Here is a 20,205-nt window from a genome sequence, read left to right as displayed (position 1 = left end):
ATTGTAAAACTTCTCCTTTTTAGAAGAAGTTTCCATACCTTCTAAATTAGTTTTTTTTTACTACCAATTAAGTTTATTTCAACAGTATAACCTTTACCATTCCAAATAACTTCTTCAACTACAGAGTGCAATAATTTTCTTTTTTCTGTATAATCTACTTTATCTATTGTGTTAAGCATATTAGTTAGTAAATCATTTAGAATTTCAATTTGATCAATATCTACAGAAATATCATAAGAATCCTTATCACAATTTTTTTGTTTCTCTTTTAGATTTTGTACCTCAGACTGCAATTTTGTAATTTCATTCATAATATAGCCAGAAACTTCAGGGTTAGGAGCTAATGATAAATTTTTTACTAGATTACCTATTTGACTTTCTTTTTCATTTATAAGTTCTATAAAGTTATTTTCAGTTAAATTTCTTTTGAAATTTTTAGCAGTGGATAATAAATGTGTTTTTAAATATTCTTTATCATAAGTTTCTAATTCATTTAGTACTAGCTTATCTATTTTTTGGGAGTTTATATTTTTATTATCACAAGTTACACCAAATTGAGAATCTTTTTTACTACATATGTAATAATAATTATGCTTACCGGTAACCGGGGATAATTTTCCTTTTTTAGCATACATTTTAGAACCACAAACTGAACATTTTAAAATACCATTAAGTAGGGTTTCACTTTTACTAGCTACAGCTTTAATTTGAGAACCTTTCATTTTGTGCCTATTCTTTTGTACTGCGATCCATTTGTCCGAATCTATAATCCCTTCATGTCTACTTACTGCAGCAATCCAGGTTTCAATATCTGTTTCTATACCATTTCTAGCTTTGTTATAAGAAAGATAACCATTTCCATTTGATTCACCAAATACATTAATACCAATACTCTTAAGATATTCATGTGTTTTTTTATCTGATTTTACATAGGCAGGATTTGAGATAATATCTAAAATACGACTAGAATTTAAGAATCCACCACGTTTACCTTTAATTCTTTTATCAGCTAATCTTTTAGATACTTGTGTAGCACTCTTAAGTTCATAATATAATTCGTAAATTTCTTTCACAAGCTCCATTTCAGAGTCATTTACAGTAAGTTTAGACATACTACGTTCTTTAAAGTTTTCATCATAGTAAATTATACGTTCACTATCAAATCCAAGAGGGGTTATACCTCCAAGCCATCTGCCTGTTTTAGCAAGTTGGACCATGTTATCTCTTACACGTTCTGCAATAGTTTCGCGCTCTAGTTGTGCAAAAACAGAACTTATATAAACCATTGCTCTACCCATAGGAGTACTTGTATCAAACTGTTCTTTAATAGATATAAAATCACAATTATTAGCTTGTAACAATTCCAATGTAGCAGAGAAGTCAGCAACATTTCTGCTTATACGGTCCAAACGATAGCATATTAATGCATCATATTCCTTAGCCTTAATATCTTTAATCATAGCTTTGAATTGAGGTCTATTGATATTTCCACCAGAAAAACCTTCATCTTCATACACTACAAATTCAATTTTTTCATCATAGTTTCTATTACAGTATTCTTTACATAATTCAATTTGGTTCTCAATAGATTCACCTTTTCCAGTAAAAACGCTTTTTCTTGAGTATATTGCAACTTTCATTTATTTCACCTCATACATTAGTATATAATTTAATATTATACATTTTAAGTAGAAAATTATTCTAATAGATAACCAACCCTACAAATTTAATTGTAGGGTTTAAATATATTTAAGCAATTTTAGTTGTATTTTTAATATTAATTGATTTTTCAATTACAAGAGTTTTTCTATAATCTTCAGCAGCGGCTATTTTAGTAAATTCAATTGTTGCATTATGTTTTTCTTTTACTAAAGATTCTATTTTAGTAAGTGGAACTTTAAAAAATTCTTTTCTATTATTAATTTTATTAACGCTATAATGCTCAAATTCTTTATGTAAAGTGTTTTCTAGTGTTGGAGCATCATCACTAAATATCATCGCATGTACATCAAAATTAAAAGGTACAGATGCATTGCTTAATTCACGAACTCTATCTAATGGCTCTAATCGTCTAGTCATACCAATTTTATATACATCTTCTCCAAAAGAGCCAATATTAGAAATCACATATACATATCCAGCACGTGTATTTTGTTCGCGATTAATAATATCTTCTTTATTTTTCTTAGTGTTCTGTAAGGCCATTTCTAATTCTTGTAGTTTTGCAAGTAGTTTTTCTTTTTCTTTATCAGAAGCTTTCTCTAGCTTACTATGTATATTATTAATAGCTTGCTCAAAGTGTTTTTCTTCTTTAACTATTCTTTCTTTGGCTTTTTCAATTTCTTTAGCAGCCTTAGCTTCTTCTTTCATTCTTTCTTTTATTTCTTGTTGTTCTTCCTTCTCTTCTTGAAGTTTACATTCAAATTCATACTTTAAATAAAGTTCTTCAAGTTTTAAATTTAAATATTCATACGTAATTGAAACATTTTGCATATCAGTTAATGAGTTTAATTCAATATAAATTTTATTTATACGTTTTTCAGCACGATCAATAGTATTATATTTTACTTTAGAAATTATATTATCACATTCGTTATTAAAAGCTCTAAGTGTAAGTTTTATAGTATCTAATATAAATTCTTTTCCACGCTTTCTATCATCTTCTATAACCCAATCTAGAGAATGACTAGTTGCATTTTTTTGTTTTACTAGTTTTTTTTGTTTAGCTCTTACATCATCAAGGTGAATTTTATAGGTTGATGAGTCACGAAAACCATATTTAGGTTCATAGAAACCGAATGATTGTTCAAGTTCTATTTCTTTTAAATCTACAATACTTTCATTAAGAAAAGTAATTTCTTTATTTAAATTCTTAATATTAGAATCTATTTCTTGAATTTCCATTTCCTTAATTGCTTTTTCTTCAGTTAATGATTGAATAACGTAATCCTTTTCATTTAAAAGGTCAGCTATTTCTGTTTTTAAATCTTTATATTTCAATTGATCTAAATCATATTTAATAGCCTTTAAATTTTCATTTTCATTTTTTAATTGTTCAATTTCAGATTTGAATTTTTTAATTTTAAATATATCCAAAAAACTCATAAAAATAACCTCCTATAGTTCAAAAGTTATTGAAGACATTTATATATTTAAGGGTTGGCTCTCTAATCGGCGCTCTGATGGTCGCAATTATTATTAAATAAAATAAATTTAAATTAAATTAAGTTTAAGTTTAAGTTTAACTAAATCAACAGGCACTTTTTCCATGCAAGCGATTTCATTTATGGTGTGACAAATGCATTCGTTGCAATATTTTGAAATATCTATAAGCAATTCAGCAGCAAATAGATTAGCTTGTCTCTCATATTTGTTCTTTAAATCAAAAGTATTAGTTTCTAAAAATAGTAAATTTATTTTTTCATGAAGTACAGCATGTCCTAATTCGTGTGCTAAAACAAACTTAGAAAAGTTTTCTTCTAAGTTTGTATTTAAGTGTATAATTTTACTTCTAAATGCACTTTGAAAATAGCCATTAACTGTACCTAATTCCTCATAGATTATTTCTATTCCAAGATAAGAGCAGAGCTCTTTAGGATCATTAGTATTATATTTTTTTATTAAATTTTGAACTTCTTTTTTTATACATGTCTTCAATTTTGAAAACCCCTCTCATAAATATTTTTATGAGACCATCACCCTTACTAACATTAGTCATTATTATTTTTTCTATATTTTTTTGGTGTAAATTTCTTTTTACTAGTTAGTTTAGCATACTCTAATCCATTTTTTATAGATTGTGCTAAAAGTTGTTTTGTTACATCATCAAGAACTTCACCGTTCAACATCAATCCTTCTTCGTTTTCTAATCCATTTATAATTTTATCAAAACGTTTTTCTATATCTTTTTCATCTTTTTTTGTTAATTTTGGATTCCAAGTATCAAATTTATTTTCTAAATTAGGATTTCTTATGTCACTTCTACCAAGCAAATAATCTGTTGATACATCAAAGAATTTTGCTAAATTTTCAAGTGTATCAATATCAGGTGTTCTTTTACCATTTTCCCAATTTGAAACTGTCTGTTTAGAAATATTCAGTATTTTAGCTAATTCAGGTTGATTAATATCTTTTCTTATTCTTTCTTCTCTTATTCTTTCATGTATTTTAGCCATTGAAATGACCTCCTTATCTAAAGATATTATAAACTATTCGTTGACTAATTTGAATATTTGTCAACTTAATGAATATTTTTTTAAAAAAAGTAGTAAAATACTATTGACAGACAACACAAAGTTGACTATAATTTAAATTGTAAACAGACAACATAAAGTTTACTGAATGGAGGTGAAAAAATGGAATTCAAAAAACTTAAGGCTTATAGGCAGTTAAAGGGAATTAATCAGTCTGCTATGGCGAAATTATTAAACATTAGCCTGAACACATATAACTTCAAAGAAAATGGGAAAAAATCTTTTACACTAGATGAAGCAAAATTTATAGCTGATTATTTTAATACGAATATTGAAGAAATTTTTTTTAGCCAACAAGTAAACGTAAAGTTTACTGATGCTGGTTAATAATAGTCTATACCCTTATAAAGAAAATACTCTAGGAAAGGGGATGTAAATTTGGAAAATACATTAGAAGTAAATGACCAACAACTAATGATAAAAGAGTATGACAATAAAAGAGTAGTTACCATGTGGGATATTGCTAAAGCACATGGAGTTGATACTAGAAATATAAGAAATAACTTTAAGAATAATTCAAAATATTTGGTTGAAGGAGAAGACTATTACCTTTTAGAGAAAAGGGAGGATTTCGTTGTGAATTTAATTCACAAGGAAGATCTAAAGAGAAATGCAGTGAGTAGAGCGAAGAATATTCCAATATTCACAGAAACAGGATACCTAATGATGGTTAAGCCAATGCAGGATGAACTTTCATGGGAGGTTCAAAGAAAGTTAGTTAATTCTTATTTTAAGGTTAGTGATTATTTAAATAAGCAAAACATCACCATAGAACCTTCAAAACTTAATAGTCCATTGCAGAAGCTAGAAGACGTAAATAAAACAATAGAGCAAATAGATTCTATGTTAACCCAAATGAGAGCTAGTAATACAGAGAGAATGAAAGTAATAAATTCATTATTATTATCAGCAGGTATTGTAATTCCACAGATTGATGTAAAAAACGTTCAAGGAAGAAAAGATAAAAGTGGATTTATAACACTTGAAGAATTAGCAAGTAGAATTGGATTATATACTGAAGATTGGAAACCTAATTTAGAAGCTATAATGGTTTGTTTGAATCATATTGAAATGGAATTAAGTGATGTAAATGTAGTATTAAGATTTAATTCTAATAACAATGGATACTGGTTTTCAGTGAGGTTTAATCCACTATTGCAAGATAAAATAGAAAATTACTTAAGAAATGAGAATTATCCATATCATTTAGAAGTTGAATATGAAAATGGGAATGTTACTAGAATTGCAACTTTATATAGAAAAGCAGTATAAAAAATTAATTGGAAAGTAGGTTTTGTAATGGAAGCTTTAAAAGTATCTGTTACTAAGGTTAAAAGAGAAGAAACAATAGATAAAATATTAAATCTTATAGCTAATGAATTTGATGGAGTAGAAATTACAGCAATATTTACAAAGATGCTTTTAGAAGATGCAATAAAAACTATTGAATATAAAAGTTTAAATGCAAATTTAAAAGATTTAATTTAATTTTATTAGGGATGAGGGCACTAAATTAATAGGAGGCATATATAATGCAAATAAAATTTAGAGAACTTAGGTGTCCTTGGTGTGGAGCTTTAATTTTTAGATATAAACTTTATGGAAGTTTATGTGTGGAGGTGAAGTGCTACAAGTGTAATGGTAAATTTTCATATAAAGAGCAAACAAAACATAAATATTAAAATAGAGCTTGAATAGGAGCGAAGCTATGAGTAAAGAAATTAAAGTTACAGTTAATGGGGAAATTACGCATAAAGTCTTAGATAATTACATTACTGTAGCAACTCCAATATTAATAAAAAAGTATGGGAGAGAAAATATAATAGCTGCTTTAAATTATGATGATAAAAAAAAAGAACTATAGAAGAAAAGGCTGAAAAGCCTTGTTTTAAAAAACATTTTTTAAAAATAAAAAAATACTTCCCAATATATTCTATGCAAAAGGAATGAGAAGTTGACTAAAAATAAAAAAATATTTTATAAGTTGAGCTTTGGTAAAAGAATCAAACTCCACCAAAGGCTAAGGAGTTGTGTGGGAAAGGACTAAGTAAAAAATAGGGGGGAATAGAAGTGTTAAATTGGGGAAAGCAAATCTTATTAATATATAGTCTTATAGCTCTAATGTATGTAATTGCTAGAGATATAAAAAAAGAAAAGCAAATACCAATAAGCTTAGTAATATTCTTACCAATAATAATTTTACTAACAAACATTTAGGAGGTATATGTAATGCAAATTAAAAAATTGAGTGTTGAAAATTTTTTAGGACTTAAAGAATTTGGAATTGACTGTAGCAAAATTAATCTTATTAAAGGACCTAAAGGAAGTGGAAAAAGTAGCATTATAGAAGCAGTAGAGAAAAGTTTTACTAATAAAAATAGAAGGACAGAAATTATAAGGCATGGAGAAGAAGAGGCGACATTATTTTTAGAGTTAGATAATGGAATGTCTATAGATAGAAGAATTAGAACAGAAAAGTCAGATTATCTAAAAGTACGAAAAGAAGATGAAGCAGTGCCATCTACAGAAAAGTTTTTAAGAAGTCTCATAAATGGAGATATATTCAGGCCACTTGATTGGGTAAATATGAGCATAAAAGAACAAACAAAATCAATTTTATCAATGTTAGAAATTGATTGGACAATGGATAATATTGCAGAGTGGTTTGGAGAGATACCAAGCAATATAGACTTTGAACAGCATATATTGCAAATTTTAAAAGCAATAGAAACTCAATATTTTAAGCAAAGAGAAGAAGTAAATAGAGAAATTAAGGAATTAAAAACTCAAATAAAAGTGATATTAGATGAATTACCTGCAGAGTATGATGGAGAAGTTTGGAGAAATCTTAAAGTCCAAGAGTACTATAACAAAGTTTCAGATGCGCAAAAGGTTAATCATTGGATAGAAGAAGCTAAAGTATTACAGCAAAATTTTGAAGAGAAAATTAATGCAATAAAAGCTAATGGAGAAAATGAAAAGTCAAAAATACAGCTTAAGTTTAAGGATCATAGTCAAGATATTAAAGATATTATAGAACTTTCTAAATCTAAAATAGATAAGTCTAAAGCAACAATTGAAGGATTAGATGTAACTTATAAAACTGGATTAAAAAGCATTGAATTAGACAATGAGAAAGCTAAATCAGATTTAGAATCAGAATTACAAGTTAAAATTCAAGAACTTAAAACTGAATATAGTGAGAGGATTTCTTTAGTAGATAAAAAGTCTAATGAATATAAGGAAAAACTTAAAAAGCAATTAGAGCTAACTAAAGAAGAGTCAAAAGATTTAATAGCAATAAATGAAAATAAAATAGCAGCTAAGGAACAAGAGATTTTATCACTAGATACTTTAGAACATCAAGAAATGATAGCAGTAGATGAAAAAATTAATTCTGAAATAGAAAAAGAAGAAATTAGAGTAGGAAAAGCCGTAGATTATTTAAAAAATAATGAGCCAGTAGATATAAAACCATTACAAGTTAAAGCAGATGAAGTAGCAGAAATGCAAAGTTATTTAAGACAGTGGGATATGATGATTTCAATTCGTGATGGAAAACTAAATGAAAAAAGAGAAATATCACAGTTATTAACTATAAAAATTGATAAGGCTAGAGTGCTTCCAGAGGAACTTTTAAAAACTGCGAAAATGCCTATAGATGGTATAAGTGTAGATTCAGATGGGCTTATAAGAATAAATAATACTTTAATTGATGGACTTTCAGATGGTGAAAAATTAGAACTTGCTATGAGAATTGCAAGAGCACAAGCAGGAGAGTTAAAAGTAATTTGTATTGACAGATTTGAGAGTTTAAACCCAACTGCAAGAGAAAAACTTATAGAAGAAATGTCAAAGGATGATTTTCAATACTTTGTAACTAGCACTGAAAGTGATGAATTTGAAATTGAAAAAATAGGCTAGTATCATGAAAAAAATAATAGCAAAAAGAAGGTTGAAAAGGTGTTGTTCTGACTGTATGACTTCATTTTCAAAAGGTAGTGTTTATTACAAAAAAAGAATAGTTACTGAAGATGAAGGCATAGTATTTGCTTATGAATATCTAATTTGTCCTAAATGTAAATACAAGGTAGAACAACATGAAAAGAGATATAAGGAATTTCAGAAACGATGTAATCACCCAAAAAAGTTTATAGATACTGAATGGCATTACATTTCAGGCGAAAGTGTAAAAGAACCATATTATGAGTACTGCAGACTTTGTGGAGAGATATCATATTAGGAGGATTAAAAATGATAAAACAAACATTAAAAGAATGGAGAGAAGAAGCAACAAAACGATTTGGAAAGGATGCTAATAATTGGGTTTTCAAGTGTCCTCATTGTGGAAGAATTAATACAGTTAAAGAATTTACAGAAGCAGGAGCAGATGGTAGTAGTTCACCTTATCAAGAATGCATTGGAAGATATAAAAAAGGTTATGGTTGTGATTGGGCGGCCTATGGTTTGTTTGGTAATTTAGGAAAAGGAAGAGTAGTAGTTACACCAGAAGGAAAAGAAATTGAAGTATTTGATTTTGCAGATAAGGAGGATGTATAAATGGTTGAATTTATAGAAGATAAGGAACTTTTTAAAAATACTGTTAGAGTGATTTTTGATGCTAGAGAAGATGATGAAGCTAGAACACAATGGTTAAGTCAGAGATGTAATAGTATAGGTGGTTCAGAAATAGCAAAAATATCAGGTTTTAGTAAATACGGAAGTGCATTAACAGTGTTCAATGAAAAATTAGGACTTTCAGAAAAATTTAAGGGCAATATACACACTAAATTTGGTAACAGAATGGAGCCGTTAATAAGAGAGTGGGTACAAGAAGATTTTGAGAAAGAAACAGATATTAAGTTAAAAACATATGAGTATCCATACATGATGATTCATAAAGAGCATGAATACTTTAGTGCAAATATTGATGGATTGGCCAAATTAGAAAGTAAGTATAGATACTGGGAAAACAGAGATACTGGAGAAATAAAAGAAATTCCATCAGGAGAATTAATAGGAATTGAAATCAAAACAGCAAGTGAGTTTTTAAAAAAGATGTGGATAGGAGAAGAAATTCCAGACGAGTATTACTGTCAAGTTCAATGGTATATGGGAATCACAGGACTAAACTATTTCTTAATAATTTATCTGTTAGGAAAAGAAGTTAAATGGAAAGTAGTACCTAGAAACGATGATGATATAAAAGCTTTATTTGAAATAGGAGGAAACTTTTGGAAAAATAATATCTTAACTAAGGTACCACCAATGCCAGTAGGTCTTGAGTGTGAAACTAAAGAGATATTACAGAAGCAAGCCTTAGATAATGATATAGAAATAACTGTAACTGAAAATAAGTTAGAGAAATATAGCAAGATTGGTGAACAAATAAAAGTTTTAGAAAAAGAAAAAGAGCAATTAAAACAACTTATATATTTGGAGTTAGGAGACAGTAAAAAAGGTTCAGATGGGTTTTATAAAGTTAGTAGATATGAAGTTAAAAGAGATAAATTAGATACCAAAACTCTTAAAGAAAAATATCCAGTAACTTATGCAGCAGTATTAAATGGTCAAACAGAATATGTAAACATGAAAATTACTAAGTGTAAATAAGGAGGAATTATAATAATGGCAAATATCAATGGAGGATTAGTTGCAAATAAACAAGCAACACCAAATGTTCAAATAACACCACAAAGAAAGATGCAAAGTGCATTAGAAAAAATGTTACCAGAGATTAAAAAGGCAGTAGGTAAAACAATGACACCAGAAAGATTTTCAAGAATAGCATTAAGTTTATTCAATGGAAATCCTCAATTTTGGGAGGCTGATACTACAAGCTTTTTAAGTGCACTAATGCAAAGTGCTCAATGTGGATTAGAACCTAACACAGTGCTTGGAGAAGCGTATGTAATACCTTACAAAAACAATAAACAGAATATAACAGAAGTTAATTTTCAGGTTGGATATAAAGGTATTTTAAAGATGGCTTTCAATACAGGAGATTATGAGGCTATATATGCACATGAAGTAAGAGAGGGTGATGAATTTAATTATGAATATGGACTTCATAAAAATTTAATTCATAAACCTGCAGATGTTCCATCAGAAAAAGTTACTCATTATTATGCAGTTTATAAACTTAAAAATGGTGGCGTGGACTTTGTAGTATGGAGCAAAGAAAGAGTAGAACAACATGCTAAAGATTTTTCTAAAAACTATATGTATAAAGGTCAAGTAAATAAGAGTTCAGTATGGTTTAAAAATTTTGATAGCATGGCTAAGAAAACAGTTTTAATAGATGTATTAAAATATGCACCTAAGAGCGTAGAAATGGCTAAAGCATTAGATTTAGATTACAAAGCAGAAGCTAAGGAAGAAAAAGTAAGTAATTTTAATTATGTAGACGTAGAACAAGAACCAGTAGTAGATGTTAATTATCAGGAATATGAAAAACAGGATAATAAAGAAAAGACTGAGGATATGTTTGAAGGTTCACCATTTGAACAAAAGTAATGGTCCTTATGTTTAAGGACCAACACAAAAAACTTTAAGTTAGGTGGCTCTGCAAAGCTACCTAACTAACAAAATTATAGCACAACTTGGGCAAAAATAGTATTGCCTAGTTGTAGAAGTTTTATACAAAGGAGGGCAATATGGCAGAAATTAAGTGGATTAAAATAACTACAAATATGTTTGATGATGAAAAAATAAAGCTTATAGATGCAATGCCTGAAAGGGACACGATACATTATATTTGGATAAGGCTTTTAGTTCAAGCAGGTAAAACTAATGCTCATGGCTATATATTTCTAAATGAGAATGTACCGTATACAGATGAGATGTTAGCTACAATTTTTAATCGTCCATTAAATAGTGTAAGGCTTGCACTACAAACCTTGTCCAACTTTGGAATGATACAAGTTCAAGAGGACAAGTTAATTCAAATAGTAAATTGGGAAAAACATCAAAATGTAGAAGGGATGGACAAAGTACGAGAGCAAAATAGGTTAAGAAAACAGAAGCAAAGAGCTAAAAAGAAACAGTTAACAGATAGTTGTCCAATAGATGAGGAAGAAGTGTCACGTGACAGTAACGTGACAGTCACTGAACAGAAGAAGATAGAGAAGAAGATAAAGAATAAGAAAGAAGATATAGATATAGATATAGATGAAGATAAAGATATAAATAAAAATCATCATCATAATTATAATAATTTTTCAGATATAGCTATAAAGCTAGAAAAATGTGGTTTTGGAATATCATCACCAAATATTGTAGCTAAACTTGCAGCAGATGTAGAAATTTATGGACTTGAATGGGTTTTAGAGGCTATAGAGGTTTCAGATACTAAAGGTGTTCATAATTATAGTTTTGTAAAAACAATCCTAGAAAATTGGAAAAACAAAGGTAAGTGGGATGAAAGTAAAAATAAAAAGGAGGAAGTTGAAAGTAATGGAGCTAGTAACGAGCTTGAAAAACAAGGAATTGGACTTAAGTTCTAATATTAATATAAGAATTTGTGATAATTGTGGCGAACCTCAAGGAAAAGAAATAGTTTTATTAGGTAAAGTTCATATAGTTCCCATTATGTGCAAGTGCAAAAGAGAACAATCAGAAAATGACAGAATTAGATCAGAGGTAATAGATAAACAAACTAGATTACAACAAGTTTTTAACAATAGCTTAATGACTAAAGAGTTTAAAGAACTTACTTTTAAAAATTGGAATCATAGTATTGGTAATGAACAAATGTTTAAAGTAGGAATGGTATATGTAAATAATTTCAAAAATATGAAAAAAGACAACTTAGGGTTACTAATACATGGAGAACCGGGAAATGGTAAAACATTTTTAAGTGGATGTATAGCTAATGAGTTATTAAATAGATTAATTCCGGTTGTGTGTGTAAGTTCTATAGGGCTAATTGATAGAATAAAGAGAAATTTTAGCAAGTGGGGAGACTCTGGAACAGAACAAATTTTAAATTGTTTAGATAATGCAGAATTAGTTATTATTGATGATTTAGGAACAGAAAATGATACTTCTTGGTCTAGAGCTATTATGTATCAAATGATTGATAGCAGGTATAGAAAAGGAAAACCACTAATAATAACAACTAATTTATCTATGGAAAATCTAAAGAGACGATACGATAAAGATTGTGAAGAAGGTAAAGAAAGAACTTATAATAGATTGCTAGAGATGTGTACACTTATACAAAATTCTATGGGTAGCATAAGAATTGACAAGGCTAAGGAAAAAACAGAAGTACTAAAAAAATTATTAAAGTAAAGGGGAATGGAAAAGATGGGAATATGGATTAGAAGTCAAAAGAAAACTTATTTGGGGAGATATATTGAAGTGGCAGCAACAGTTAAAGCATATAAAAAATATGATATATCTAAAAATATTGAGTTTAGCACTTATTTAGGTGTAGTTATAACAAATGATTTAAATTATTATCATAGACAAGCGAAAAAACATAATAAAAATATTAGCTTAAATCAACCAGTTAATATTGAAAGCAATAATGATCGTAACTTGGAGCTAATAGATTTAATTAAAGGGAATGAAAATGTAGAAGAGACTATAAAAGAAATAATTAAAAAAGAAGAACTAAATAGATTAGTTAATAAATTAGATTTAAAGGAAAAGAAAATTATATATGGATTGTTTTATAAAGAAAGAACTCAATATGAGGTTGGTAAACAATTAGGTATTACACAACCACAGGTAAGTAGAATAAAAAATAAGATATTAGTTAAATTAAATATGCAACTAATGTCTAATGGAAAGGTGGATTTATAATGATAACATTAACAATTTTAAATTGCATTATTCTAGGAGTAATAGTTGTGGAAGGTAGAATTATAAGTAAAAGGTTAGAGATAACTAGAGATGATATACAAAGAGTTAAAGAAAATACAGTGGATTTAAATGTTAGAACAATACAACTTCAAGATACAGTTGAAAGTTTTGGTTATAAAGACACTGAAATCGAAAAACTTATATCTAAAACAAATTGTCTAGATGATAACATCAGAGAGCAATTTGAAAATGTAAATAAAAACATAGGTAAAGCGAAAATGGAAATATTATTCACACCGAGATCTATTAAGGTAATTGAAGAGGAGGAAAAATAGTGAATAAGGTGGTCTTAATAGGACGATTAACTAAAGACCCAGAGTTAAAGTTTACTCCAGGTGCAGGAACAGCTGTAACTACTTTTACAGTAGCTGTTAATAAAAGGTTTAAAAGAGAAGGCCAGTTAGATGCAGACTTCATACCAGTTGTTGTATGGGGTAAACAAGCAGAAAGTACTGCAAATTATATGAAAAAGGGATTGCAGATAGGCATAGCAGGAAGAATAGAGACTCGTTCTTATGAAGCTAAAGATGGTACAAGAAGATATGTTACTGAAGTTGTAGCAGATGAAGTACAGTTTCTCGAGTGGGACAAGCAAGTAAATAGTCAAGGTAGAGGAATAGAGGAACCTATAGCAGATTTAACACCAGCGAATGACGATATACCGTTCTAAAGGTGGTGATTAGGTGAAAATAAGAAAACAAGTGATTGATTTAGCAATAAGTATAGCTTTAAGAGAATCGGAAAATACAGGTAAAGAATATATAGCATGCATATCAAAAGCTTTAGACGAGTCATGTAGGATATTAGGAGTTAATAGAAAACAATTTATAAAGATGTTTATATAACGTAAATCTACTAAACAATTAATTCTAATATTAATATATATAAATAAAATAATTCAAACAAAGGAGGCAGTGCAAAAATGAGTTTAGTACCTATGGAATATAAAAATCAAAGGATAATGACAACTAGAATTTTAGGAGAACAATATGGAGCAACAGAGAAAAATATCAATGATAACTTTTGTAATAATAGAGAAAGGTTCAAAGAAGGAAAACATTTTATAAAATTGGAGGGTAAGGAACTTAAAATTTTTAAAAATAGCTTACCCGATAATATCGGTCAACCTTTAAAGTTTGCACCAAAGTTGATTTTATGGACTGAAAGAGGTGCTGCAAGACATGCAAAAATTTTAGAAACAGATGAAGCTTGGGAAGTATATGAGGTTTTAGAAGATACTTATTTCAAAGTAAGAGAAGTTAAGCAATTATCAGCAATGGAACAATTAAGATTGCAATATAAAGCACTAGAAGAGCAGGGTGAGGAAATTTCAGTAGTAAAAAATGAAGTAAGAGAGTTAAAAGATAATATGCCATTATTCAATATAGATTGTGAGGAACTTCAGAAAGAAGTTAAAAAGAAGGCTGTTAAATGTCTGGGTGGATTTGATAATGAGGCATATCATGATAAATCATTAAGAGCTAAAGTATTTGGAGATATACAAAGAGAAATAAAAAGACAATTTGATGTAAATAGTTATAAGGCAATTAGAAGAAGTCAACTTGATATAGCAATAGAGATAGTTAAAAAATATGAAATACCATTTGTACTTAAGGAGCAAATAGAGATAGTAAATTCTCAGATATCAATAGGGGTGTAGAGTTATGAATGCGAAAGAATTAGCTGATATGACAATTAAAGATATAGCTAAGAGGAAAAAGAAAAAAGATGATGATTTTTATGCTTATAAAAAAGAGTATTCAATTAATAAAAAAAGAGGTTGGAATGTTAGATACGGAGGTACTAGATGGTAGTAGTAGAGGGAAAGATTAAAGGTAAGGCTAGACCAAGAGTTTTTAATGGTCATGCAATAACACCAAAAGATACAGTAACTTATGAAAACTGGGTAAAGGTATGTTATCAAGAACAGAAAGCAGAATATTTAGAAGGTCCTATAAAAGCAGAAATAAATATTTATTATAAAGTACCTAAGAGTTACACAAAAAAGAGAATACAGGCTATTAAGGAAGGTTTAGAATATCCATGTAAAAAGCCTGATGCAGATAATGTAGCAAAGATTATTTTAGATAGTCTAAATAAAATAGCCTTTGATGATGATAGTCAAGTTGTAAATCTTATAATAAATAAGCTTTGGACATTTGATACAGAAAGAGTTGAATTTGGACTCGAAGAAATAGGGGGTGAAATTAGTGATACCACTAAGTACTAAAGCAAAACAAAAAATTACAGATGAAGATATTAACAATTTCAAAGAGAGTGCATTAGAAGGACTTCCAAGAAACAAAAGAAGAAGCTTAGAACGAGAAATTAATGATATGCAGAAAGCATTAAAAACTATGACACCAACACAATTAAAAGTTTTAAATATAGTTACAAATGAAAAAGCTAATCAGAAAATGGATAGATTTGCGGATGTAATGGATAAATGTATTACAGCTCAGTATGTAATTTTAAATCCAAATATAACATTAGATGAGATTAAGGAGTATCAGAAGCAATTAGCTAAGCTTATAAATGAGGATAATAATAAATATTGCGAATTTATGAATGGAGGAAATGATTTTATGGCTAATGAAAAAATGAAAGGTTTAGAAAAACAAGTTAAAACAAGAATAATTCAATTATTAGAAGAAGGAAAAAATCAAAAGCAATCTCTTGAGAGTCTAGTAATAGAATTTGCAAGTTTAAGTAAAGCATCATTAGCAAATGCATTTAAACAGACTAAAGAAGAATGGAAGAAAGAAAATAAGGATGTAGATAGAGCAATTGAATATATATTCCCAAATGAAGAGGCAGCAACTAACGGAGAAAAGACAGAATGTTCGGAAAATAAAGAGGTACAAGAAGAATTTGTATCAGACAATAAACAAAACTTAGATAAAAAAGAAAGTGTACAAGACTTACAAAATGAGAATTTAGACAAGCTAAAAGTGGAAAAAGATAGTACGGAGGAAAAGTTGAAAATGAGCAAGCTAAAAGTAAAGAAAATGGTAGTTGAAGGCGAGTTTGGATTATATGAGGTTGAGGGAAATGTCATCACATCAGAAAAACAAGATTTAAGCTTTTGTAAGTTAGAAGAATTAGAAGAGTATAGATTAGATGAAGTGGCAAAAATAGATGCAAGAGTTAATGAGTTTAAAGAAGTATTTGCAATGCTTAAGTAATTAAACTTCATACATTAGAAACAATTAAAAAAATAACATGCTTGTAGACAAGTTATGTGAAATTGGTACAAGCGTGTTATTTCAAAAAAAGTTAGGTGAGGACTATGAAGATAATAAAAAATGAATTTATAGAGTTTGGGAATCAGATAAATTTATTTGATTTATTAGAGAAAAATTTTAAAGATGTACCAGAAGGCGATAAAGTAGAAATGAAAATTGTAAGTTATAAGGAATTTGAAAGCTTAAAGCTTACACATAGGCAAATAAAGATAATAATCAATTCTCTAAAAGTTTATGAAAAATGTGTATTTGATAGCAGACTTAAAGAAATTGATAAGGAATACAAAATAGAAGAGGCTGAGAAAATAAGTAGTTTCTTAGAAAAAATTATTAACTATAACTATGATAAAGCGTTGAATAAGTGCATAAATAGAAAATCAAAAGAAGATGATCCAGGAATAGAAACATTTGCTTGGTTGGAAAAAAAGGAAAATGGAAAAGGAGAAAAATATGACACCACAACAGATAATAAATAAGCTAGAAAATTCAATGTTAGCACTACAAAATGGAAACATTCAATTAAAAACATTAGGTATAAATAAAGCTAAAGCAGAAAGAGATTACAAGGTTGCTTTAAATAAAAAAATACTACAACTTAAGGCAGATAAATATCCTGCAACTCTTATTATGGAAGTTTCTAGAGGTGATGAAGAAGTTGCACAGTTAAGATTACAAAGAGATATTGCAGAAAGTAGTTATTTTGTATGCTTAGATGCATTAAATAACCTAAGGTTAGAAATAGAAACATTAAGGTCAATGCTTACATGGTTGAGAGCGGAATATAAAAATAGTTAAGGATTTAGCATAGAAAACAAATAAAAATAAAAGAGAGCTATGTTGATTGGGTTCTTAAATAGCTCTCTTAAGAAAATGGTATCTATAGTATAACAGCTATCATGTAAAAAGCAAATGATATAGGAGGGATTGGCATGTGTTCGAATTGTATAGAAGAAGCAGTAATAAAACTAGTTGGCAAATTGTCATTAGAACTTAAGGAACATAAAGACCAACTAAAAGTAAGGACCATTGTGGAAGAGGTACTGTATAACTATGATATAAAACCAAAAGAAACTGCATTAGTTATAAGTGATATAGAAGAAAAAATAGCAATTTATATAGCAAGTAAGAAGCTTGATGGATTGAGCAATAAAACATTAAAGGGATATAAATATAACTTAAATATATTTGCAAGTTATATGCATAAAACAGTTGCAACTATAACTACAATAGATTTGAGAATGTACCTAGCACAAAGATGTAAAAGTATGAAGCCAAGTAGTATTAATACAGAAATTTCTATACTAAAATCATTTTTCGGATGGTTACAAGATGAAGAATATATACCTAAAAATCCAGCTAAAAAACTAAAGCAAACTAAGCAGCCTAAGCGACTTAGAAATGCATTATCAGAGGAAGAATTAATAGTATTGAAAAATGCATGTGAAAATGAAAGGGAAACAGCACTTATAGAATTTTTTAGTAGTACTGGTTGCAGATTAACTGAAGTTATAAATATAAATATTTCTGATATTGATTGGGCAGAAAAAAGTTTGAAAGTTATAGGCAAGGGGGATAAACAAAGAGTTGTTTACTTTGATGCAAAAACCAAAATAGCATTAGAAAAATATTTGAGAATAAGAACAGATAATAATGAAGCTTTGTTTGTAGCTGCTAAAGGGAATCATAAAAGACTAGGACCGAGAAGTATTCAAAAAGAAGTTAAAAAAATAGCAAAGAGAGCAGGAATAGAAAAATCTATATATCCTCATTTGCTTAGACATACCTTTGCTACTAAAAAATTAAACAATGGAATGCCATTACCAACGTTACAGCATATCATGGGGCATGAAAGTCCTGCAACTACTCAGATATATGCAGAGCTTATGGAAGAAAACATCAAGTATGAATATAGAAGGGTATCTTAAATAGATTCCTTAAGAAGGTGATTTAAATTAGTAAGTATATAAAACAAATTAAACAATTATATTATAAATACAAATTTTTAAAGTTCCAGAAGAAGAAACTTTTGATTATACAAGAGACAAAGTTTTGAGTGATTTAAATATAAAAGATAAATAAGGAGTGGACTCAATGAGGAATGAAATAAAAGTATTAAAAATGAATGATTATGAATGGTATGCAACTAAATGGAGTATAGAAGAAACTAATAAATGGTATAAGGAAAATATTGCAGAAAATGATATAGAAGATATTGTTATATGTAATTTAGATAAACATGGTGTATGGTGTCCGACAGAAGATGAAAAAGATATTGAAAAACTTAAAGATACTGATAAAGTAATTAGAATTGATGATGAACATAAATTAATGTTTGGAAATTTAATAAAAATGGATGGAGCAGTATATAAGTATATAAGTCTTAGAGAAGCAATTTTAAAAAATGCAGATTTTAGAGAACCATATTGCATAGCAAGTACTGAATGGTAGTTTTAATGATTATGAAATAAAGGAGGATAGAAGTGAAAAGATATAGAGTTGAATCTAGAAGTGGTAAAAATAATTTTAGAGCAGATTGTGATGAAAAGGATTTTAAATATTGGAAAGCGATATGTAAATATATTTCTATTCAAAATAAAGGTAAATGCTACTATAGAGAATTTCCAATAACTAAAAATAAAGAAATTTATTATGCAAAAGAAAATTCTCAAATGACAAAAGATGAAATTTTAATAATATGTAAAAGGTTAGGAGTGAGAATGTGAAAGCTAAGGAATTAACTCTAAGAGTAGTTAATGAAATTGAAGAAGGTAAATTTGAACTTAAAGAATTTAAACCATATATGACATATGAAAGTTTTATAGGTTGTATATTGGGAGAAGCAGAAATATTAAGACCTACTGGCCGTAAAGATAGAAACAATAGGGAGATATATGAAAGTGACTATTTAGGAGTTGAGCTTGAATATGATGAATTTATTAATCCAATGTGTGTTACATGGAATGATAAAAAGTGTTGTTGGAGTTTATATATAAACGGATGCCATGAATATGATTTAGATGAATTTACGGATTATGATAAAAAGGTGAAAATTTAAGGAGGAAAGTAAATGAATAATAGAATAAAAAATTATCTTTTTAGCACGGAAATGAGAGATTTTATAGGCAATGTAGAAAGAATGTTTAATTACATTTGCCAAGTAGAAGGTACTAATATGACTATGGAAGATTGGATAAATGGAAATATAGAAGCATTAGAAAAAGAAGGTGTTTTAAAAGGATTAACGGATAGAGAAAAATTTTTATTTGTTCTTTCTATACTAAGTTGTTCTATAAGAGGGAGTTTTGGCGAATAAATAACTTCGCAATTCAAATATATTGTAAATTAAATAGGAGCAGTGAAATGGATATATATGAATTTGCATTTAAGCTTAGTGTTGAAACTGAAATTAGTTATCGAAATGTAAAAATGTTAGTAAAACAAATACCTTTAGGATATTTAAATGAATCAATAGAGTGGTATAAGAAATATGGACTACGTCAATTAAAAAATTTTATTAAAGGATTGAACCTATAAGAGAATATTTAGAAGAAGGTGAAGATAATTAATGACTAATAGATATCAAAGAGAACAGCAAAAACAAAGAAGAAAAAAAGAACAGATAAGAAAAGAACAACAAATCAATAATTTTCCACATGAAAATTTTAATGTATTTTTAATGGATATGTTTAATTTATGTATTAAAGACTTAATTAAAATTGCTAAAGAAACATCTAATCCAGAAGAAAGACAATTGATTTTAACATTAGTTACATCTGGAATAAAGCTAATTAAAATGAAAACTAATGAAATGAAAGAGGTTGATTAAAGTTTGAAAA

34 protein-coding genes are annotated in these 20,205 nt (G+C 28.2%); 30 read left to right on the top strand and 4 right to left on the bottom strand.

Features of this window, described 5'->3' with window-relative positions:
• Positions 1-41: 41 nt before the first annotated feature.
• The 4 genes from CSGHG_RS12920 to CSGHG_RS12905 form a co-directional block, all read right to left on the bottom strand.
• Positions 42-1,640: a recombinase family protein gene (locus tag CSGHG_RS12920; protein ID WP_010296010.1), complete on the bottom strand. Its 1,599-nt coding sequence runs from the start codon at positions 1,638-1,640 to the stop codon at positions 42-44.
• A gap of 109 nt (positions 1,641-1,749) precedes the next feature.
• Positions 1,750-3,105 carry a DUF4041 domain-containing protein gene (locus CSGHG_RS12915; protein WP_010296008.1) on the bottom strand — a complete coding sequence of 452 codons (1,356 nt, stop codon included), beginning with the start codon at positions 3,103-3,105 and terminating at the stop codon, positions 1,750-1,752.
• A 108-nt stretch (positions 3,106-3,213) separates the two neighbouring features.
• Positions 3,214-3,657 (bottom strand): ImmA/IrrE family metallo-endopeptidase, encoded by a 444-nt coding sequence (locus tag CSGHG_RS12910; protein ID WP_010296006.1) that lies wholly within the window; start codon positions 3,655-3,657, stop codon positions 3,214-3,216.
• A 53-nt stretch (positions 3,658-3,710) separates the two neighbouring features.
• Complete coding sequence (locus CSGHG_RS12905) at positions 3,711-4,175, bottom strand: helix-turn-helix domain-containing protein (protein WP_010296004.1); 465 nt, start codon at positions 4,173-4,175, stop codon at positions 3,711-3,713.
• A 180-nt stretch (positions 4,176-4,355) separates the two neighbouring features.
• On the opposite strand from CSGHG_RS12905, the gene CSGHG_RS12900 reads away from it, so the two are divergent.
• The 30 genes from CSGHG_RS12900 to CSGHG_RS12755 all read left to right on the top strand — a co-directional run bounded on the left by CSGHG_RS12900 (position 4,356) and on the right by CSGHG_RS12755 (position 20,195).
• Entirely contained in the window at positions 4,356-4,580 is a 225-nt protein-coding gene (locus tag CSGHG_RS12900; protein ID WP_010296003.1) for a helix-turn-helix transcriptional regulator, read from the top strand.
• Between the two features lie 51 nt (positions 4,581-4,631).
• Positions 4,632-5,525, top strand: coding sequence for an ORF6N domain-containing protein (locus tag CSGHG_RS22035; protein ID WP_010296002.1), 894 nt, complete (start codon positions 4,632-4,634; stop codon positions 5,523-5,525).
• A gap of 27 nt (positions 5,526-5,552) precedes the next feature.
• Positions 5,553-5,741 carry a hypothetical protein gene (locus CSGHG_RS12890; RefSeq protein ID WP_010295998.1) on the top strand — a complete coding sequence of 63 codons (189 nt, stop codon included), beginning with the start codon at positions 5,553-5,555 and terminating at the stop codon, positions 5,739-5,741.
• A 44-nt stretch (positions 5,742-5,785) separates the two neighbouring features.
• Positions 5,786-5,935 carry a hypothetical protein gene (locus CSGHG_RS23735; protein WP_162829346.1) on the top strand — a complete coding sequence of 50 codons (150 nt, stop codon included), beginning with the start codon at positions 5,786-5,788 and terminating at the stop codon, positions 5,933-5,935.
• A gap of 26 nt (positions 5,936-5,961) precedes the next feature.
• Positions 5,962-6,117 carry a hypothetical protein gene (locus tag CSGHG_RS23295; protein ID WP_155844765.1) on the top strand — a complete coding sequence of 52 codons (156 nt, stop codon included), beginning with the start codon at positions 5,962-5,964 and terminating at the stop codon, positions 6,115-6,117.
• Between the two features lie 206 nt (positions 6,118-6,323).
• Positions 6,324-6,470 carry a hypothetical protein gene (locus tag CSGHG_RS23290; RefSeq protein WP_155844764.1) on the top strand — a complete coding sequence of 49 codons (147 nt, stop codon included), beginning with the start codon at positions 6,324-6,326 and terminating at the stop codon, positions 6,468-6,470.
• 12 nt (positions 6,471-6,482) lie between these two features.
• Complete coding sequence (locus tag CSGHG_RS12870; RefSeq protein ID WP_010295996.1) at positions 6,483-8,177, top strand: AAA family ATPase; 1,695 nt, start codon at positions 6,483-6,485, stop codon at positions 8,175-8,177.
• 55 nt (positions 8,178-8,232) lie between these two features.
• Positions 8,233-8,496 carry a hypothetical protein gene (locus CSGHG_RS12865; protein ID WP_052314810.1) on the top strand — a complete coding sequence of 88 codons (264 nt, stop codon included), beginning with the start codon at positions 8,233-8,235 and terminating at the stop codon, positions 8,494-8,496.
• Positions 8,497-8,507: 11 nt separating this feature from the next.
• On the top strand, positions 8,508-8,813 hold the full coding sequence (locus CSGHG_RS12860) for a VVA0879 family protein (RefSeq protein ID WP_010295989.1): 306 nt from the start codon (positions 8,508-8,510) through the stop codon (positions 8,811-8,813).
• The gene (locus CSGHG_RS12855; protein WP_010295987.1) at positions 8,814-9,866 is read left to right on the top strand and encodes a YqaJ viral recombinase family nuclease; all 1,053 of its coding nucleotides are present in this window, start codon (positions 8,814-8,816) and stop codon (positions 9,864-9,866) included. It begins immediately after the preceding gene.
• Between the two features lie 15 nt (positions 9,867-9,881).
• Complete coding sequence (locus CSGHG_RS12850) at positions 9,882-10,769, top strand: recombinase RecT (protein ID WP_010295984.1); 888 nt, start codon at positions 9,882-9,884, stop codon at positions 10,767-10,769.
• 140 nt (positions 10,770-10,909) lie between these two features.
• A complete protein-coding gene (locus CSGHG_RS12845; RefSeq protein ID WP_010295981.1) occupies positions 10,910-11,758 on the top strand; it encodes a phage replisome organizer N-terminal domain-containing protein in 849 nt (282 codons plus the stop codon).
• Positions 11,709-12,548 (top strand): ATP-binding protein, encoded by an 840-nt coding sequence (locus tag CSGHG_RS12840; protein ID WP_042316506.1) that lies wholly within the window; start codon positions 11,709-11,711, stop codon positions 12,546-12,548. The genes CSGHG_RS12845 and CSGHG_RS12840 overlap by 50 nt, the downstream gene beginning before the upstream one ends.
• A gap of 6 nt (positions 12,549-12,554) precedes the next feature.
• Positions 12,555-13,064, top strand: a complete 510-nt coding sequence (locus tag CSGHG_RS12835; RefSeq protein ID WP_081496318.1) for a sigma-70 family RNA polymerase sigma factor — start codon at positions 12,555-12,557, stop codon at positions 13,062-13,064.
• The gene (locus tag CSGHG_RS12830) at positions 13,064-13,399 is read left to right on the top strand and encodes a hypothetical protein (protein WP_010295973.1); all 336 of its coding nucleotides are present in this window, start codon (positions 13,064-13,066) and stop codon (positions 13,397-13,399) included. Before CSGHG_RS12835 ends, CSGHG_RS12830 begins: the two co-directional genes overlap by 1 nt.
• Positions 13,399-13,794 carry a single-stranded DNA-binding protein gene (locus CSGHG_RS12825; protein WP_010295971.1) on the top strand — a complete coding sequence of 132 codons (396 nt, stop codon included), beginning with the start codon at positions 13,399-13,401 and terminating at the stop codon, positions 13,792-13,794. The genes CSGHG_RS12830 and CSGHG_RS12825 overlap by 1 nt, the downstream gene beginning before the upstream one ends.
• Positions 13,795-13,807: 13 nt before the next feature.
• Positions 13,808-13,969: a hypothetical protein gene (locus tag CSGHG_RS23285; protein WP_155844763.1), complete on the top strand. Its 162-nt coding sequence runs from the start codon at positions 13,808-13,810 to the stop codon at positions 13,967-13,969.
• A gap of 77 nt (positions 13,970-14,046) precedes the next feature.
• Positions 14,047-14,784 carry an ORF6C domain-containing protein gene (locus tag CSGHG_RS12815; RefSeq protein ID WP_010295969.1) on the top strand — a complete coding sequence of 246 codons (738 nt, stop codon included), beginning with the start codon at positions 14,047-14,049 and terminating at the stop codon, positions 14,782-14,784.
• Between the two features lie 4 nt (positions 14,785-14,788).
• Positions 14,789-14,938, top strand: coding sequence for a hypothetical protein (locus CSGHG_RS23730; protein WP_010295967.1), 150 nt, complete (start codon positions 14,789-14,791; stop codon positions 14,936-14,938).
• On the top strand, positions 14,932-15,354 hold the full coding sequence (locus CSGHG_RS12805) for a RusA family crossover junction endodeoxyribonuclease (RefSeq protein ID WP_010295965.1): 423 nt from the start codon (positions 14,932-14,934) through the stop codon (positions 15,352-15,354). Before CSGHG_RS23730 ends, CSGHG_RS12805 begins: the two co-directional genes overlap by 7 nt.
• Positions 15,335-16,309: a hypothetical protein gene (locus CSGHG_RS12800; RefSeq protein ID WP_010295963.1), complete on the top strand. Its 975-nt coding sequence runs from the start codon at positions 15,335-15,337 to the stop codon at positions 16,307-16,309. Before CSGHG_RS12805 ends, CSGHG_RS12800 begins: the two co-directional genes overlap by 20 nt.
• A gap of 104 nt (positions 16,310-16,413) precedes the next feature.
• A complete protein-coding gene (locus CSGHG_RS12795; protein WP_010295961.1) occupies positions 16,414-16,845 on the top strand; it encodes a hypothetical protein in 432 nt (143 codons plus the stop codon).
• Positions 16,820-17,164, top strand: a complete 345-nt coding sequence (locus tag CSGHG_RS12790; protein ID WP_010295959.1) for a hypothetical protein — start codon at positions 16,820-16,822, stop codon at positions 17,162-17,164. Before CSGHG_RS12795 ends, CSGHG_RS12790 begins: the two co-directional genes overlap by 26 nt.
• Positions 17,165-17,298: 134 nt before the next feature.
• Positions 17,299-18,294: a site-specific tyrosine recombinase/integron integrase gene (gene xerA, locus CSGHG_RS12785; protein ID WP_010295957.1), complete on the top strand. Its 996-nt coding sequence runs from the start codon at positions 17,299-17,301 to the stop codon at positions 18,292-18,294.
• A 166-nt stretch (positions 18,295-18,460) separates the two neighbouring features.
• A complete protein-coding gene (locus tag CSGHG_RS12780) occupies positions 18,461-18,817 on the top strand; it encodes a hypothetical protein (RefSeq protein ID WP_010295954.1) in 357 nt (118 codons plus the stop codon).
• 32 nt (positions 18,818-18,849) lie between these two features.
• Positions 18,850-19,092 (top strand): hypothetical protein, encoded by a 243-nt coding sequence (locus CSGHG_RS20780; RefSeq protein ID WP_010295951.1) that lies wholly within the window; start codon positions 18,850-18,852, stop codon positions 19,090-19,092.
• Positions 19,089-19,424, top strand: coding sequence for a YopX family protein (locus tag CSGHG_RS12770; RefSeq protein WP_010295949.1), 336 nt, complete (start codon positions 19,089-19,091; stop codon positions 19,422-19,424). The genes CSGHG_RS20780 and CSGHG_RS12770 overlap by 4 nt, the downstream gene beginning before the upstream one ends.
• A gap of 12 nt (positions 19,425-19,436) precedes the next feature.
• Entirely contained in the window at positions 19,437-19,682 is a 246-nt protein-coding gene (locus CSGHG_RS12765; protein ID WP_010295946.1) for a hypothetical protein, read from the top strand.
• 47 nt (positions 19,683-19,729) lie between these two features.
• Positions 19,730-19,903: a hypothetical protein gene (locus CSGHG_RS23280; RefSeq protein ID WP_155844762.1), complete on the top strand. Its 174-nt coding sequence runs from the start codon at positions 19,730-19,732 to the stop codon at positions 19,901-19,903.
• 31 nt (positions 19,904-19,934) lie between these two features.
• A complete protein-coding gene (locus CSGHG_RS12755) occupies positions 19,935-20,195 on the top strand; it encodes a hypothetical protein (RefSeq protein ID WP_010295943.1) in 261 nt (86 codons plus the stop codon).
• Positions 20,196-20,205 lie beyond the last annotated feature (10 nt).

The organism is Clostridium senegalense JC122 (assembly GCF_000285575.1).
Taxonomy (GTDB): domain Bacteria; phylum Bacillota; class Clostridia; order Clostridiales; family Clostridiaceae; genus Clostridium_J; species Clostridium_J senegalense.
The sequence above is the reverse complement of the archived record's forward strand: the minus strand, read 5'-3'. Positions and strand labels throughout refer to the sequence as shown.